Source organism: Streptomyces sp. NPDC015661 (assembly GCF_043077765.1).
Classification (GTDB): domain Bacteria; phylum Actinomycetota; class Actinomycetes; order Streptomycetales; family Streptomycetaceae; genus Streptomyces.
Genome location: NZ_JBIBST010000009.1, coordinates 103,007 through 116,557, shown reverse-complemented (window position 1 = coordinate 116,557; position 13,551 = coordinate 103,007). Strand labels below are relative to the sequence as shown.

12 protein-coding genes and 1 pseudogene are annotated in these 13,551 nt (G+C 73.0%); 5 read left to right on the top strand and 8 right to left on the bottom strand.

What is annotated here, in order from left to right; genetic code table 11:
- Nucleotides 1-6: 6 nt before the first annotated feature.
- Entirely contained in the window at nt 7-2,256 is a 2,250-nt protein-coding gene (locus ACF07V_RS24790) for a hypothetical protein (RefSeq protein ID WP_392157237.1), read from the bottom strand.
- A gap of 105 nt (nt 2,257-2,361) precedes the next feature.
- Entirely contained in the window at nt 2,362-2,760 is a 399-nt protein-coding gene (locus ACF07V_RS24785) for a hypothetical protein (RefSeq protein WP_392157235.1), read from the bottom strand.
- A gap of 175 nt (nt 2,761-2,935) precedes the next feature.
- Here ACF07V_RS24785 and ACF07V_RS24780 point away from each other — a divergent pair, with 175 nt between their 5' ends.
- A complete protein-coding gene (locus ACF07V_RS24780) occupies nt 2,936-3,511 on the top strand; it encodes an SUKH-3 domain-containing protein (RefSeq protein ID WP_392157234.1) in 576 nt (191 codons plus the stop codon).
- On the opposite strand, the gene ACF07V_RS24775 is transcribed toward ACF07V_RS24780, so the two are convergent.
- The gene (locus tag ACF07V_RS24775; protein WP_392157232.1) at nt 3,465-4,250 is read right to left on the bottom strand and encodes an SDR family NAD(P)-dependent oxidoreductase; all 786 of its coding nucleotides are present in this window, start codon (nt 4,248-4,250) and stop codon (nt 3,465-3,467) included. The genes ACF07V_RS24780 and ACF07V_RS24775 overlap by 47 nt on opposite strands.
- Nucleotides 4,251-4,409: 159 nt before the next feature.
- Between ACF07V_RS24775 and ACF07V_RS24770 the strand changes: the two genes are divergently transcribed.
- The gene (locus ACF07V_RS24770) at nt 4,410-5,966 is read left to right on the top strand and encodes an oxidoreductase (protein ID WP_392157230.1); all 1,557 of its coding nucleotides are present in this window, start codon (nt 4,410-4,412) and stop codon (nt 5,964-5,966) included.
- Here the strand turns inward: ACF07V_RS24770 and ACF07V_RS24765 are convergent.
- Complete coding sequence (locus tag ACF07V_RS24765; protein WP_392157228.1) at nt 5,963-6,583, bottom strand: TetR/AcrR family transcriptional regulator; 621 nt, start codon at nt 6,581-6,583, stop codon at nt 5,963-5,965. The two genes, ACF07V_RS24770 and ACF07V_RS24765, sit on opposite strands and share 4 nt — an antisense overlap.
- 126 nt (nt 6,584-6,709) lie before the next feature.
- On the opposite strand from ACF07V_RS24765, the gene ACF07V_RS24760 reads away from it, so the two are divergent.
- Together ACF07V_RS24760 and ACF07V_RS24755 are read left to right on the top strand one after the other, a co-directional pair.
- Nucleotides 6,710-7,738 carry an aldo/keto reductase gene (locus ACF07V_RS24760; RefSeq protein WP_392157226.1) on the top strand — a complete coding sequence of 343 codons (1,029 nt, stop codon included), beginning with the start codon at nt 6,710-6,712 and terminating at the stop codon, nt 7,736-7,738.
- 10 nt (nt 7,739-7,748) lie between these two features.
- Nucleotides 7,749-8,423, top strand: a pseudogene (locus ACF07V_RS24755) (class I SAM-dependent methyltransferase).
- On the opposite strand, the gene ACF07V_RS24750 reads toward ACF07V_RS24755, so the two are convergent.
- Nucleotides 8,410-9,120: a DUF4232 domain-containing protein gene (locus ACF07V_RS24750; protein WP_392157224.1), complete on the bottom strand. Its 711-nt coding sequence runs from the start codon at nt 9,118-9,120 to the stop codon at nt 8,410-8,412. The pseudogene ACF07V_RS24755 and the gene ACF07V_RS24750 overlap by 14 nt on opposite strands.
- Nucleotides 9,121-9,356: 236 nt before the next feature.
- Between ACF07V_RS24750 and ACF07V_RS24745 the strand changes: the two genes are divergently transcribed.
- Nucleotides 9,357-9,746 carry a VOC family protein gene (locus ACF07V_RS24745; protein WP_392157223.1) on the top strand — a complete coding sequence of 130 codons (390 nt, stop codon included), beginning with the start codon at nt 9,357-9,359 and terminating at the stop codon, nt 9,744-9,746.
- Nucleotides 9,747-9,881: 135 nt separating this feature from the next.
- Here ACF07V_RS24745 and fusA read toward each other — a convergent pair whose 3' ends face one another.
- The 3 genes from fusA to ACF07V_RS24730 form a co-directional block, all read right to left on the bottom strand.
- A complete protein-coding gene (fusA, locus tag ACF07V_RS24740; protein ID WP_392157221.1) occupies nt 9,882-11,870 on the bottom strand; it encodes an elongation factor G in 1,989 nt (662 codons plus the stop codon).
- Nucleotides 11,871-12,123: 253 nt separating this feature from the next.
- The gene (locus ACF07V_RS24735; protein ID WP_392157219.1) at nt 12,124-12,531 is read right to left on the bottom strand and encodes a VOC family protein; all 408 of its coding nucleotides are present in this window, start codon (nt 12,529-12,531) and stop codon (nt 12,124-12,126) included.
- A gap of 151 nt (nt 12,532-12,682) precedes the next feature.
- Entirely contained in the window at nt 12,683-13,366 is a 684-nt protein-coding gene (locus tag ACF07V_RS24730; RefSeq protein ID WP_392157217.1) for a MerR family transcriptional regulator, read from the bottom strand.
- Between the last annotated feature and the right edge of the window lie 185 nt (nt 13,367-13,551).

The following is a 13,551-nucleotide window of genomic DNA, read 5'->3' as shown; positions in this document are numbered from 1 at the left end:
GTGCGCTCAGGACGTACGGGACAGGCGTGCGTGCAGCAGGGCCGCGTTGCGCGAGGGCCGTTCGCGCTCGTGCGACCACTTGTCCAGCCACCACAGCAGCCGGGCGCGGTGCGAGCCCGGCCGGCGGGCGATGTCGGCGAGGAGGCCGCCGAGCGCGTCGAGCGCGGACGGTCCCGCCCGGTCGGCGTGGACGTCGATCCAGTCGCGCAGCGCGAGCAGGGCCGTGTCCTGCACGGGCCGCCGGGCCAGGGACCGCGCCCACAGTTCGGCGAGCGCCGCCCGGTGGGCGGGCAGTCCGCCGAGCAGCAGGGGCACCCCCGCGACCCCGTCCACGGGCCCGTCGACGCCGGGCTCGTACGGCCGGGTCGTCGCGAAGACGAAGGCGGAGAGCGACTTCACCACCATGGGGGAGAGGTCCCGGGGCGCGGACCAGTCGAGGTACGCGGCGAGCAGCGGCCCGGCCTGCCCCTGGTGGATCAGGTGCACCCCGCCCCAGGCGACGGACGGCAGGGTGCCCCAGTCGTCGTCGCGGTCCAGGGCGTCGCGCAGCACGGCCACGGCCCGCCCGGGTGCGGTACGGCCGAGGATTCCGCCCGCCGTGTTCGCCGCCGTCCCGGCCAGTCTGCGCGCGCGGGCGGAGCTGCCGCCGCGCGCCCAGTCGTGCAGCAGCGCCCAGACGGCCTCGGTCGAGTCCTCGTCGCCGCCGGCCACGCCGAGGGCGGTCGCGGCGGCCTGGCGCAGCGGCCAGGACTCGCCGGCCGCCCAGGTGGTGAGGTAGCGGTGCACCGCGTAGTGGTGGTCGGCCCAGGCGAGCACTCCGGCGGCGACCGCGGCCCGGGCGCGGACCTCCAGGTCGGTGTGGCCGAGGAGCTGCCGCAGCCAGGCGAGCAGGGGCTCGCGCCAGCCGTCGAGACCGGTCCACGCGTAGAGCAGGACGACCTGGCCGAGCAGGGGGTTGCGGAAGCGGACGCGGGGCGCGCCGCCGCCCGTGGTGTCGAGCCTGATCCACTGCTGCTCGTCGCCGAGCCGGTCCCTGAACCGTACGTCCGGGGGCGCGAGTCCGGGTTCGGCGAGGGAGGACCGCAGTTTCACCGCGGCCTCGGCGACGGTCAGATAGCCGCTGTCCTCCAGGACGGCCGCGGCGAGCGCGAACGCCACCGCCTCCGGGTTCCGGTGCCGGTCGAACCAGGCCCGCACCTGGTCGCTGGGGTCGCGCAGCGCCGCGGCCGCGGCGGCCACGTCCCGGCCCGCGGAGATGTCGGCGGCGAGCCGTGCGGCGTGCCGCGCGGCCGGCAGCTCCTTGAGGGTGTCGACGACCCCGCCGGAGGCGAGCCGGGCCCGCAGCGCGGTGTGCGCCTCCGGGGCGGCGCCGAGCCCGAGGACCCGCCGTTCGAGGACGGCGAGGGGATCGACGGGGTCGAGGACGTGTGCGGCGACTTCCGTGCCGCCGTCACCGCGGACGGCGACGGCGAGGTCCTGGCCGCCCGTGAGCACCAGATGGCACCCCTTGGCCTTCAGGGCCGCCACCACGGCGGGCAGCAGCCGGGGGAGCGCGTCGAAGCCGTGCGCCCCGGCCGGCCCGTCGTCGACCTGGGCGAGGTATCCGCTGTCGGGCGCCGGCGGCTCCCAGCCGGGCGTGAGCAGGGCGGAGGCGTCGAGGAGCCGGTGGCAGATCCCGCCGCCGTCGGCGCCCGCCAGGGCGAGCGCCTCGGCGAGCAGGTTGACGGCGGCGGCCTCGCGCCCGCTGCCGGACGGACCGGTCAGGACGAGGAACCGCCGCTCGCGCAGCACCCCGAGCACGGAGCGGTACGCCCGCGGCTCGACGAACCGCGTGGTGTGGTCGTCGAGTTCGGCGGAGTCCAGCGGCAGGACGGAACCCTCGCCCGCTGCGGGCCGCTCCCGGTGCCGCCGCCCGCCGTCCGTGTGGAAGCCGCCGCCGAAGCTGACGGTGTCGTTGAAGAGCGCCAGGGTGCCGATCCGGGTGCCGGAGGCGTCGGCGCTGAGGCGCTGGGCGATCAGGTCCGCGATGGCGCCCGCGCGCTGCGCCTCGGAACGCTCGGGGTCGTCGCTCCCGCTCCCCTCGGCGAGGGAGCGCAGGGCGTCGGACTCGCTGACGGGACCGTCCTGTTCCGGTCCTGTGCCCCGCCGCTCGCTCTCCGGCGGGGCCTTCGCCTCCGGATCGGTTTCGGGAGGCTTCGGGGCGGGTTCGGGGCTCGGCTTCGTCCCGCCGGACGGGGCGGTGACTTCCTCACTCATGGCACACGGACTTCCGGGAGGGATGACGGCACGACGGACGACGGCATGCCGTCACGAGGGCGCGACGACATGACGGGGCGGCGCCGCACGGCGCCGGTCACACCGTCAGGAGAGGTTCCAGTCGCCCTTGATCTCGACCTTCTCGTTGAAGACCTGGGCGTTCTTGATCAGGGCGGCGCTGACCTGCGCACCGCGGTGTCCACCGGCGGCCACGGCCTCGTCGACGATGCGCCGCAGGTCGTCCTCGAACTGCCGGTCCCGCAGCATGTGCGCCGCGAGCATCCGCTCCAGGACCTGCTGCCGGGACTCGTCGTCCGGAGCTTCCGTGACGCGCTCCAGAGCCGCCTCGGCCTCCGTGTCCCCGCGGAACCGCGCCCTGATCCGCTCCATGAGCCGGGCGCCGCCGTTCCAGCCGCTGCGGCCGGCTTCCTGGCCGGTGGCCTCAAGAGCACCCTTGACGACGAGCGCGACGCCCGCGGCCGCGATGGCGGTCAGTGGATCCATGTGCACCCCCGATTGTTCTTCGCACACGAGTGAGGCCATTCAAGTGGTCCACGCGGGCATCGCCAGGGGGTCCGACGACAATGACCGAAAACCGTAGGGCCGTCGGGGGCGCGTGTGGCCGATTCTGCGCGGTGGAGTGCGCCCCCCTGGGGGGTGCCGCCCGTGAGGCGACAGGATGGGGATCACCGCCCCCGCAGCTCAGGAGCTCCTCGTGCCCCACCTCAAGGTCCCCGCGGACGTCGACGCCTGGTTCGGTGAGTACGGCTGGTATCCCGGCCGGAACGCCGGAGACCGGGCAACGGCGTTCGTGGCGGAGACCGTCGAGGAGAGCCGGAGCGGCGGATTCCCGCTGGAGCCCGTCGCACCCGCTACCGACTTCCTCACCGAGCACGCCGGGCTCCGCGTGATGCACGACGCGCAGCGGGACGACTACATCGACTTCACGCCCGTTCCCGTCTGGAGCGACACCTTCGAGAACATGGCGGAACTGAGCCGCAGCCTCGGCGTGCGGCTCTTCCCGGTCGGCTGGGACTCCACGGACGGAGAGGTGTACGTCGTGGACGAACGCAACCGGTTCTTCTGCATGCACCACACCGGCGACTACTACCTGGGCGAGGGCAAGCACGGCGCGATGATCGGGCTCTACGCCTTCCCCCTCCAGGACGCGGAGGACTTCTACGTCCGACCCGGGCCGGGAGCGGGCCTCAGTGGACCGAGAACCCGCCGTCCACGAAGAGCGAATGGCCCGTGACGTACGCCGAGGAGGCGCTCGCCAGGAACACGGCCGCGCCCGCGAAGTCCTCGGCCAGGCCGTTGCGGCCGACCATCGTGCGGGCGGCCAGCGCGGCGACCTTCTCCGGGTCGGAGGAGAGGCGCTGGTTGAGCGGGGTCATCACGAAGCCGGGGACCAGGGTGTTGGCGGTGACGCCGTACGGGGACCAGGCCTCGGCCTGCGAGCGGGCCAGCGACTCCAGGGCGCCCTTGGAGACTCCGTACGCCCCGCTCTGCACGAACGCGCGGTGCGCCTGCTGCGAGGTGATGTGGATGATCCGGCCGAAGCCCCGCTCGGCCATGCCGGGCCCGAAGCGGCGGCCCAGGAGGAACGGCGCCTCCAGGTTCACCGTCATCGTCGTGTCCCACACCTCGTCGCCCAGCTCGCCGAACGGCGGACGGAGGTTGATGCCGGCCGAGTTCACCAGGATGTCCGGCTCCCCGAAGACGGCCGCCGCCGCCTCCGCCCCCGCCTTGATGCCCTCCCGGGTGCTCAGGTCGGCGCTCACCCAGGCCGCCCGGCAGCCGTCGGCCGTCAGCTCGTCGACGGTCGCGGCGAGCTCGGCCTCCTTGCGGGCCAGGATCACCACGCTCGCCCCCGCCCGGGCCAGGGCCCCGGCGATGGCCTTGCCGATGCCGGAACTGCCGCCGGTGACCAGTGCGTTGCGCCCTTCGAGCGAGAACAGTCCGGAGAGGTAGCCGGCGGGGGTGGTGCTCATCGAGATCGCTCCTCGTGCCGATGGCGGGCAGGTACACGCATCCTGGCACACACGTTCGCGGGACGGCGGCGCGCGGGCGGAGGAGGGTGGGCATCACGGTGGCGGGATGGCAGGTGCGTTCCCGCGGCGGGCGCGCAGAAGGATCACTACCCTGCACGAGTGTTCTCATACGACGAGTTGACTTCACCGGAGCGTGAGCTGTGGGACGCGTTCCCCGACGGACGCCGTGTGGACCTGCGCACCGGCGTGCCCGAGGACGACCGTGTCGCCGGGGGTGATCGGTGGGGGCCCGCGCGGACGGTGCGGGCCGCCGTGATCACCGCGCTCCTCCAAGGCGCGAGCGCCGCGCGCACGGGCGCCGTCGCAAGTCTGAGGCTCGCCGGGGCGCGCATAACCGGGCACCTCGACCTGGCCGGCGCGCAGATCGATCACGCCTTCCGGCTCGACGACTGCTGGTTCGAGGAAGGCGTGGAGCTCACCGGAGCGTCGACCCATTCGATCGCGATCGTGGGCAGCCGGGTGCCGGGCCTGGAAGCCGGCCTGATCCGGATCGAGGGGCGCCTCGACCTGCGGCGCTCTCGCCTGGAGGGCGGCTCTCCCTCACCCCTCCACCGCAGGGTCACGGCCTTGTCGCTCATCAACGCCCAGGTGAGCGGCGCCGTCGGTCTCAGCGGCGCCGAGATCACCGCACCCGGGGAGTGGGCGGTGTCCGCCGGTGGACTGGTCGCCCAGGGCGGCGTCTACTGCGACGACGGATTCGTCGCTCAGGGCGAAGTCCGTCTCATGGGGGCGCAGTTGCCGGGCGGGCTGCACATGCGGGGCGCACTCCTCGAACGCCCCGGCCCTCGCGGGGTGGCGCTCGACCTGGACAACGTCGTGGCCTCGACGCTCAACTTCTCCGACGGGTTCGTCGCGCACGGGACCGTACGGCTGCGGGGTGCCCGGATCTCGGACAACCTGACCTTCGAAGGAGCCGTCCTGAACGGGCCGCCCCACGGCGACGGCCCCGCACTGGTCGCCCTGCTGATGCAGGCCGTCGACTTCGACTTCACCCTCGCCCGGCAGCCCTCCGGCACGGTGGACCTGCGGGGCGCGCAGGTGTCCTACCTCCACGACGGCGAGCACAGTTGGCCGGACGCGGTGGAGCTGGACGGCTTCGTCTACGGCTCCATCAAGGTGACCGAGGCGGGCGAGCGACGGGAGGCAGTGGGGCGGCGGGACTCCGTGGCCCGCCGCGTGGCGTGGATCCGGCGCAGCCCGGGCTACAGCCCCCAGCCCTACGAGCAGTTGGCGGGCTGGTACCGGAAGGCCGGCCACGACGACGACGCCCGCCGCGTCCTCCTGGCGCGACAGCGCCATCGGCGTCGAACGCTGCGCCCGGCCGCACGTGTGTGGGGGCACCTGCTCGACGTGACCGTCGGGTACGGCTACCGCCCCTGGCTGGCCGGCGTCTGGCTCCTCGCGCTGACCCTGCTGGGCACGCTGTCCTTCGGTACGCAGTCCCCCAGCCCGGTCAAAGAAGGCGAAGGTGCCCCGTTCCACCCCCTCGTCTACACGCTCGACCTCCTGATCCCCATCGGTGGTCTGGGGCAGCGCACGGCCTGGTACTGGCAGGACGGCAGTCTCCAGGGCCTCGCCTATCTGCTGGTCGCCTTCGGCTGGGTGCTGACGACCGCCGTCGTCGCGGGCGCCACCCGCGCCCTGCAGAAGAGCTAGCGGGCGCGGTCCGGTTTCGGCGGCGGCGCCCAGCCCTCGGGCCGTTGAGGACGGAACCCGTCGAACAGCAGGCCCAGCGCGCGGGCGCGCAGCGCGTCGTCCCACTGGTTGCGCTCCGCCGCCATGCAGGTGGCGCTCAGCAGGGCGAGCAGTTCCGGCATCCGCAGATCCTCGCGCACCGCGCCCGCCCGCTGGGCGCGCGCCAGGAGCGCCTCGACGGCCTCTCGCATCGCCTTCCCGGTCTCCGACATGCCCGCTTTGATGTCGATGCCGGCCTCGACGAGCACGTCCGCCAGGGCCCGCTGCCGGGTGGAGTTCGCGACGATCTCCGTGAAGAAGCCGAAGAAGGCGTCGCCCGCGTCCGCGTCCACGGCCTCGCGCAGGGTCGCGGCGTGGTCGATCAGTCGTTGCACGCGCTCGACGATGATCGCCTCGTACAGGGCTTCCTGGGTGGGGAAGTTCCGGTAGATGGTGCCGAGCCCCACCCCGGCCTCCTGGGCGATCGACCGCATGGAGGCGCCCAGTCCCTCCCGGGCCAGAACGGTCTCGGCCGCCCTCAGGACGCGCACCCGGTTGCGCCGGGCGTCCGCCCGCATCGGCCTGTCCTCCGCGTTCATGGCCGTCTCTCTCCCCTGATCGCTCGTTGACTTCCGGAACAGCTGTTCCGTATCGTCCAACCGGAACACGTGATCCGATTCTAGTGACCCGACCCGGCTCGTCGGACGAGCAGGAAGGCGCCCCACGTGGAACACCTACGACTCGGCAACTCCGGCCTCAACGTCTCCCGGGCATGCCTCGGCACCATGAACTTCGGCCCGCCCGGCGGCCCCGGCGTCGGCAGCTGCGACGAGACGGAGGCACGCCGTGTCGTCGACGCCTTCACGGACGCCGGCCACAACTTCATCGACACCGCCGACGCCTACACCGGCGGCGAGTCCGAGCGGATCGTCGGCCGGGCGGTCAAGGGCCGCCGCGACTCCGTCGTCCTCGCGACCAAGGCGTTCCTCCCGCAGGGCACGGCGCCCAACGACCGCGGACTCTCCCGCGTCCACCTCACCAGGGCACTGGAGGCGAGCCTGCGCCGCATGGGCACGGAGTACATCGACCTCTACCAGTGCCACCAATGGGACCCCGACACGCCCATCGAGGAGACCATGGCCACCCTCGACGGCTTCGTGCGCTCCGGAAAGGTCCGCTACATCGGCTGCTCCAACTTCAGCGCGGCCCAGATCGTGGAGGCCCAGTGGGCCGCGGCCCGGGTCGGCGGGACGCCGTTCATCAGCCTCCAGCCCCAGTACTCCCTGCTGGCCAGGGACATCGAGACGGAGATACTGCCGACGTGCGAACGGCACGGCCTCGGAACCCTCGTCTGGTCCCCGCTGGGCGGCGGCGTCCTGACCGGCCGCTACTCCCGGGACACCGCCCCCGACGCGCACTCCCGCATGGGACGGCTGCTGGCCTCTCCCTCACCCCTGGCCCGCGCCTGGGCCGAAGACCTGCTCACCGAACGCAACCTGCGGATCGCCGACGAGGTCACGGAGATCGCCGCGGGCCTCGGCTCCACCCCTGCCGCCGTGGCCCTCGCCTGGGTACGGCAGCGGCGGGGAGTGACCTCGGTCGTCATCGGCCCCCGCACCACGGCCCAACTGGCCGGGAACCTGGCGGGCTTCACCCTCGAACTGCCCGAGCGGGCGGTCGCGCGACTCGACGAGCTCTCCAGCGGGTCACGCCTGCCCGGCGCGCTCTCACGCCAGGGCGGTTCCCGGGTCTAGGGTCGCCCGCATGGCCGAGCCCTCCTTTCTGACCGCGGTCCGGGAGTCGTACGACACCGTCGCCGCCGACTACGTCGAACGCGTGCCGCCTCCGGCCGGGATGGACCCGGTGTCCCGCGGGATGCTTGCGGCGTTTGCCGAACTCGTGCGGACGGCCGGTCCGCGTCCGGTCGCGGACCTGGGGTGCGGCCCCGGCCGCATCACGGCGCACCTCGCCCGTCTCGGGGTGTCCGCCTTCGGCGTCGACCTGTCGCCGAAGATGATCGAGCTGGCCCGCAACGCCCATCCGGACCTGCGGTTCACCGAGGGCTCGATGACCGCCCTGGAGACGGGGGACGGCGAACTCGGCGGCATCCTGGCCTGGTACTCCACCCACCACACGCCCCCGGAGTGGCTGCCGGCGGTGTTCGCCGAGTTCCACCGCACGCTCGCGCCCGGCGGCCTCCTGCTCTGGGGCGACTACGTCGGCGACTAACGGCTGCAGCCGACCCGCGGCTACGGCCGTCCGGTGTCCTACGAGTCGTACCTCCTGCCCCTGGACCGCATCGTCGCCCTGCTGGGCCGGGCCGGATTCGTCGTCACCGCGCGCCTGGAACAGGAGCCGGGCGGACGGGCGAACCGACCGCACGCCTGCCTCCTGGCCCGCAAGCCCGAAAGGCCCGGCTCCGCGATCACCGGGCCTTGAACACGAAGCCCTCGACCTCGCTGCGGGAGAGGTTCCAGAACGTGACCGAGGGCTTCTGGCCGACGGTGACGAACTGGACGTCGTCGGACAGCGCGACGTCGATCGGCGACCCGTCGTCGTTGTTGTCCGGGTCCCGGTACGCGATGCCGAACGACTCGTACGTCGTCGTCCTCTCACCGCCCAGGAACAGCTTCACGCCCGCGTACGCCTTCTCCTTCGGCCCGATCGTGGCGACGGCCTTCGCCGGGGACTCCATCGGCGGGAGCGGGCTGTCGACGTCCTGACCGAAGGTGATGAACGGGTAGTGGTAGAGCGTGCACGGCTTGCCGCTGACGTTGGTGGCCGTGATCAGGAGGTGCTGACCCGAGTCGTGCGCCCAGTACGACGTCCCGATCGAGAGGTCCTGGTCACCGCAGGCCGGGGCCTTGCCGGAGCCCGTGGCGGACGGCTTGGCGGACGGCTTCGCGGTGGCGGTGGCGGTGGCGGTCGCGCCGGGCCGCGGGGCTTCGGTGGTCGGGCTCGGGCTCGGGCCGGCGGGGGCGGTCGTGCCGGTCGCGCTCGCGGTACCGGACGGGGCCTGGCCCGCCGCCCCGTCCGCCGTACCGCCGTCCGGCCCGCACGCCGTGGACGAGAGGAGCGCGGCGACGGCCGCGGCTCCCAGGGCGTACGTCTTCCAGCTCGTGCGGGCAGCGCGCATGGTGGTCCCCCGTGTACTCCGTATGGCTCGACGAGCAGAGTCTGCACCGCTGCGGCCGCCGTATTCCGGTGCGGTCCTGCTCGTTACGAACCGAGGACATGGAGGTGATGCTTCCTCGGCCGAGCCGACACCCGGCGGCTTCCGTACGGCTCCGAGACCTCCGCCATCGAAAAGACCGCGACTCCGCCGGAGGGTCGGCGTACTCTGAGCCCCTTTCCGCGCTGTCTGGGAGAGACATGACAAGTAGGTTCACCGAGTTGGCCGTTGACTGCCACGACCCGGAGGCGCTCGCGGCCTTCTGGTGCGAGGTCCTGGACTTCAAGGTCATCGACCGGAGTGAGGAGATCGTCGAGATCGGCTCCTGGGAGCCGACCGTCGAGGACATCCGGGCCCGTCAGATGCCGCCCACCCTCTGCTTCACCCTGGTGCCCGAGGGCAAGACCGTGAAGAACCGGCTGCACATCGACGTCAGTCCGATCGACGGCAGCACCGAGGACGAGGTGACCAGGCTGCTCGGCCTCGGCGCCACCAAGGTGGACGTGGGTCAGGGACCGGGCCGGAGCTGGGTGGTCATGGCCGACCCCGAGGGCAACGAGTTCTGCGTCCTGCGCACCCTGGCGCCGTAGGGGGTTTCCTGCCGATCAGGCCGGGCTCGCGGCGTGATCGACAAGACACCCCCCGGCGCGAGGACCTGTCCGGATCACGGCCGGTCCCGGCGCCGCGCGTTCGGCCCGCACGGTGTGTGCGGGCCGAACGCGGCCTCAGCCCCGAGCCGCCTCGTACCCGGCCGGGCGGGTCGTGAACGTGCCCCGGCCCTGGGTGCGGCCGCGGAGGCGGGACGCGTAGCCGAAGAGTTCGGCCAGCGGGACCGTCGCCGAGACCACCGCCGTGCCGGAGCGGGTCGTCTGGTCCGTGACCCGGCCCCGGCGGGCCGCGAGGTCACCGAGCACCGCGCCGACCGACTCGGCGGGCACGGTGACCGTCACCTCGGCCACCGGTTCGAGCAGGGTCATGACGCTCGCGCGGAGGGCCTCGCGCAGGGCGAAGCGGCCCGCCGTGCGGAACGCCATCTCCGAGGAGTCCTTCGGATGCGTGGCGCCGTCCGTGAGCGTGACCCGGACACCCGTCACCGGGTGGCCGCCGAGGGGGCCCTCGACGAGCGCGTCCCGGCAGCCGGCCTCGACCGCGCGGATGTACTCCTGCGGGACGCGGCCGCCCGTGACCGTGGAGCGGAACTCGAACTCCTCCTCACTGCCCGTCGGTTCGACGTCGACGACCACATGGGCGAACTGGCCCGCGCCGCCGTCCTGTTTGACGTGCCGGTAGAGGAGATTCGTGACGCCCTTGGCCACCGTCTCCCGGTACGCGACCTGCGGACGGCCGACCGTGACCTCGAGGCCCCGGTCGCGCCGCAGCTTCTCCACCGCGACCTCCAGGTGCAGCTCGCCGAGCCCGGACAGGACGGTCTGGCCCGTCTCCGGGTCGGACCGCACGACCAGCGACGGGTCCTCCTCCGTCATCCGGACGAGGGCCGTCGCCAGGCGGCCGGTGTCGGTGCTGCGGCGGGCCTCGACCGCGACCGAGACCACCGGGTCGGCGGTCGTGGGCGGTTCGAGGACGACCGGCGCGTCCGGCGCGCAGAGCGTCGCCCCGGCGCGGGCGGACTTCGGCCCGACGACGGCGACGATGTCACCGGCGCGCGCCTCGTCCACCTCGGTCGCCCGGTCGGCCTGGACGCGCAGGATGCGGGCGATCCGCTCCGTACGCCCCGCCGTGGTGTCGAGCACGGTGTCCCCCTTTCCGATCGTGCCCGCGTAGACGCGGAGGTAGGTCATGCGGCCGGTGGCCGTCGCGTTCACCTTGAACGCGAGCGCGGTGAACGGCGCCTCCGGGTCCGCCGGGACCTCGCCGCGCACCGGCGGCATGTCCGACGGCGCCGGGAGGTACGCCACGACGGCGTCGAGCAGGGGCTCGATGCCGCGGTTGCGGTACGCGGAGCCGCACAGCACGACCACGGCCTCGCCGGAGAGGGTGAGGTCCCGGAGCGCGCCCGTCAGCGTCCCGGCGGAGAGTGCCGCAGCCGCGCAGAACTCCTCCAGGGCCCCCGGATGCAGCTCCGCCACCGTCTCCTCCAGGGCTCGCCTGCGGCGCCGGGCCTCGTCCGCGAGCTCCTCGGGGACCGGCAGGTCGGCGAACGTGTCGGCGCCGTCGGCCCACACGTACGCCCGCATCCTCACCAGGTCCACGACGCCCGTGAAGCCGTCCTCGCGCCCGATGGGGAGCTGGACGGGGAGCGGGACCGCGCCCAGGCGGGTACGGATCGACTCGACGGCGCCGTCGAGCTCCGCGCCCGCGCGGTCCAGCTTGTTGACGAACGCGATCCTCGGGACGCCGTGGCGGTCGGCCTGGCGCCACACGGTCTCGCTCTGCGGCTCGACGCCCGCGACGGCGTCGAAGACGGCGACGGCGCCGTCGAGGACGCGCAGCGCACGCTCGACCTCGTCGGAGAAGTCGACGTGACCGGGGGTGTCGATCAGGTTGATGCGATGACCCGCCCAGTCGCAGCTGACGGCCGCGGCGAAGATCGTGATGCCCCGGTCCCGCTCCTGCGGGTCGAAGTCGGTCACGGTCGTGCCGTCGTGGACCTCGCCGCGCTTGTGGGTGGCGCCGGTGAGGTAGAGGAAGCGCTCGGTGACCGTCGTCTTGCCGGCGTCGACGTGGGCGAGGATGCCGAGATTGCGGATACGCATGGTGGTGCCTTTCGCTGCTGCGTGAAGAACGGGGCAGCGCGATTCCCGGACGGATCCCTAGGGGGCCGTGGTCACGTCACGGGTCGGCGATGGCGGGCGCGCAGCCGCCACCGGCCGGAGCGAGAGGCGAGGATCACGTCGAAGCGGCGCGTACGCACGGTCGGCTCTCCTCGGTGGACACTCTCGGCACGGCACACCGGTCGGTGCGCCGTGCCGAGAGTGTAGGGAGCGCCGCCGCGCGGGCGACACCGAATTATTCGGCGGGCTGCAGGAGGTCCCAGCGGTTGCCGTAGAGGTCCTCGAAGACGGCGACGGAGCCGTACGGCTCGTGGCGCGGTTCCTCCAGGAACTTCACCCCGGCGGCCGTCATGCGTTCGTGGTCGCCGGCGAAGTCCTCGGTGTGGAGGAAGAAGCCGACCCGGCCGCCGGTCTGGTTGCCGACCGACGCCTCCTGCTCCTCGTTCTTGGCCTTGGCCAGGAGCAGTCCGGCGTTGCCGAGGCCGCCGACACCGGCCGCGCCGCGCGGGCGGACGACGACCCAGCGGCTTCCGTCGCCGCGCTCGGTGTCCTCGACCAGGTCGAAGCCGACGGCGTCGGTGTAGAAGGCGATGGCCTCGTCGTAATCACGGACGACGAGGGTGACGAGTGCGATGGACGGCATTTCCTCAACGTAATACGCGGAAGGGTCGGAACCCACCCGCGTCGACCCGCGTGGTCGTGGGGGATGTCCCTCGTCGGACGGGGGGTGCGAACGAGGGTCCGGGGGAGGGGTGGGCGAGGGTCACCCCCGAGGGGTCGGTGTTGTCCGCTCCTCAGTGCGTGTCGGCCGGCGGGGTCGGGGCGGCGGGTTCCCCGGGCGTGCGCGCCCACGCGGCCCGGCGCCGGGTCTCGTTCTCCTGCGCCATACGACGCAGCAGGGCCAGGACCGGTTCCAGGAGGAGGACGACGATGGCGGCGTGCTCGGCGAGCCTGAGCCGGTCCTCGGCGTCGTCGAGCTCCTCGACGCGGTCGACGTCGAGCTTCGCGGCGGCCGCGGCCAGTTCGGCGTACGGCAGCAGGTCCTGCGTGCCGTACTCGATGCCGAGGCGGCTGAGGTCCATCAGGCTCGCGGCGAGGGCGTGGCGGTGGGGGGAGTCCGGGGAGACGTCCCAGCCCATCGCGCGGACGAGCTCGTCGACCCGGGGCGCCTGCTCGTCCACCGCGTCCGTCTCGGCGGCGTCGACGGGTGTCGGGAGCGCGTAGTGCACCACGCCGAGGGTGGCGAGCGGGTCGAGGGGCTCGTCGATCGCCGCGAGGACGTCGCGGGTGGCGGCGATGGACAGGCCGCCGCGGGCGGTCAGGGCGCGGATCAGACGCAGGCGCTGGACGTGCTCGTCGCCGTACAGGGTCAGCGTGGCCCCGAGCGGGCGGCCGGGCGGGAGCAGGCCTTCCCGCAGGTAGTACTTGATCGTTCCGACCGGCGTTCCGGACAGACGGCTCAGGTCAGAGATCTTCATGGGCGCTCTCGCTCGAAGGCTGTTCCGGGTGGGATCCGGGCGTGGTCCGGGTGATCCGTGTGTGAGCAGTCTCCCAGGGGCTCGAATGGACACGTCCACTCGATAGTGTCACTCTTCAACTGGAAAGTGAAGGTTTCTAATGTGTCGCCGGCCAGCGACGACACCCCATCGAAGCGGGAGCCCCT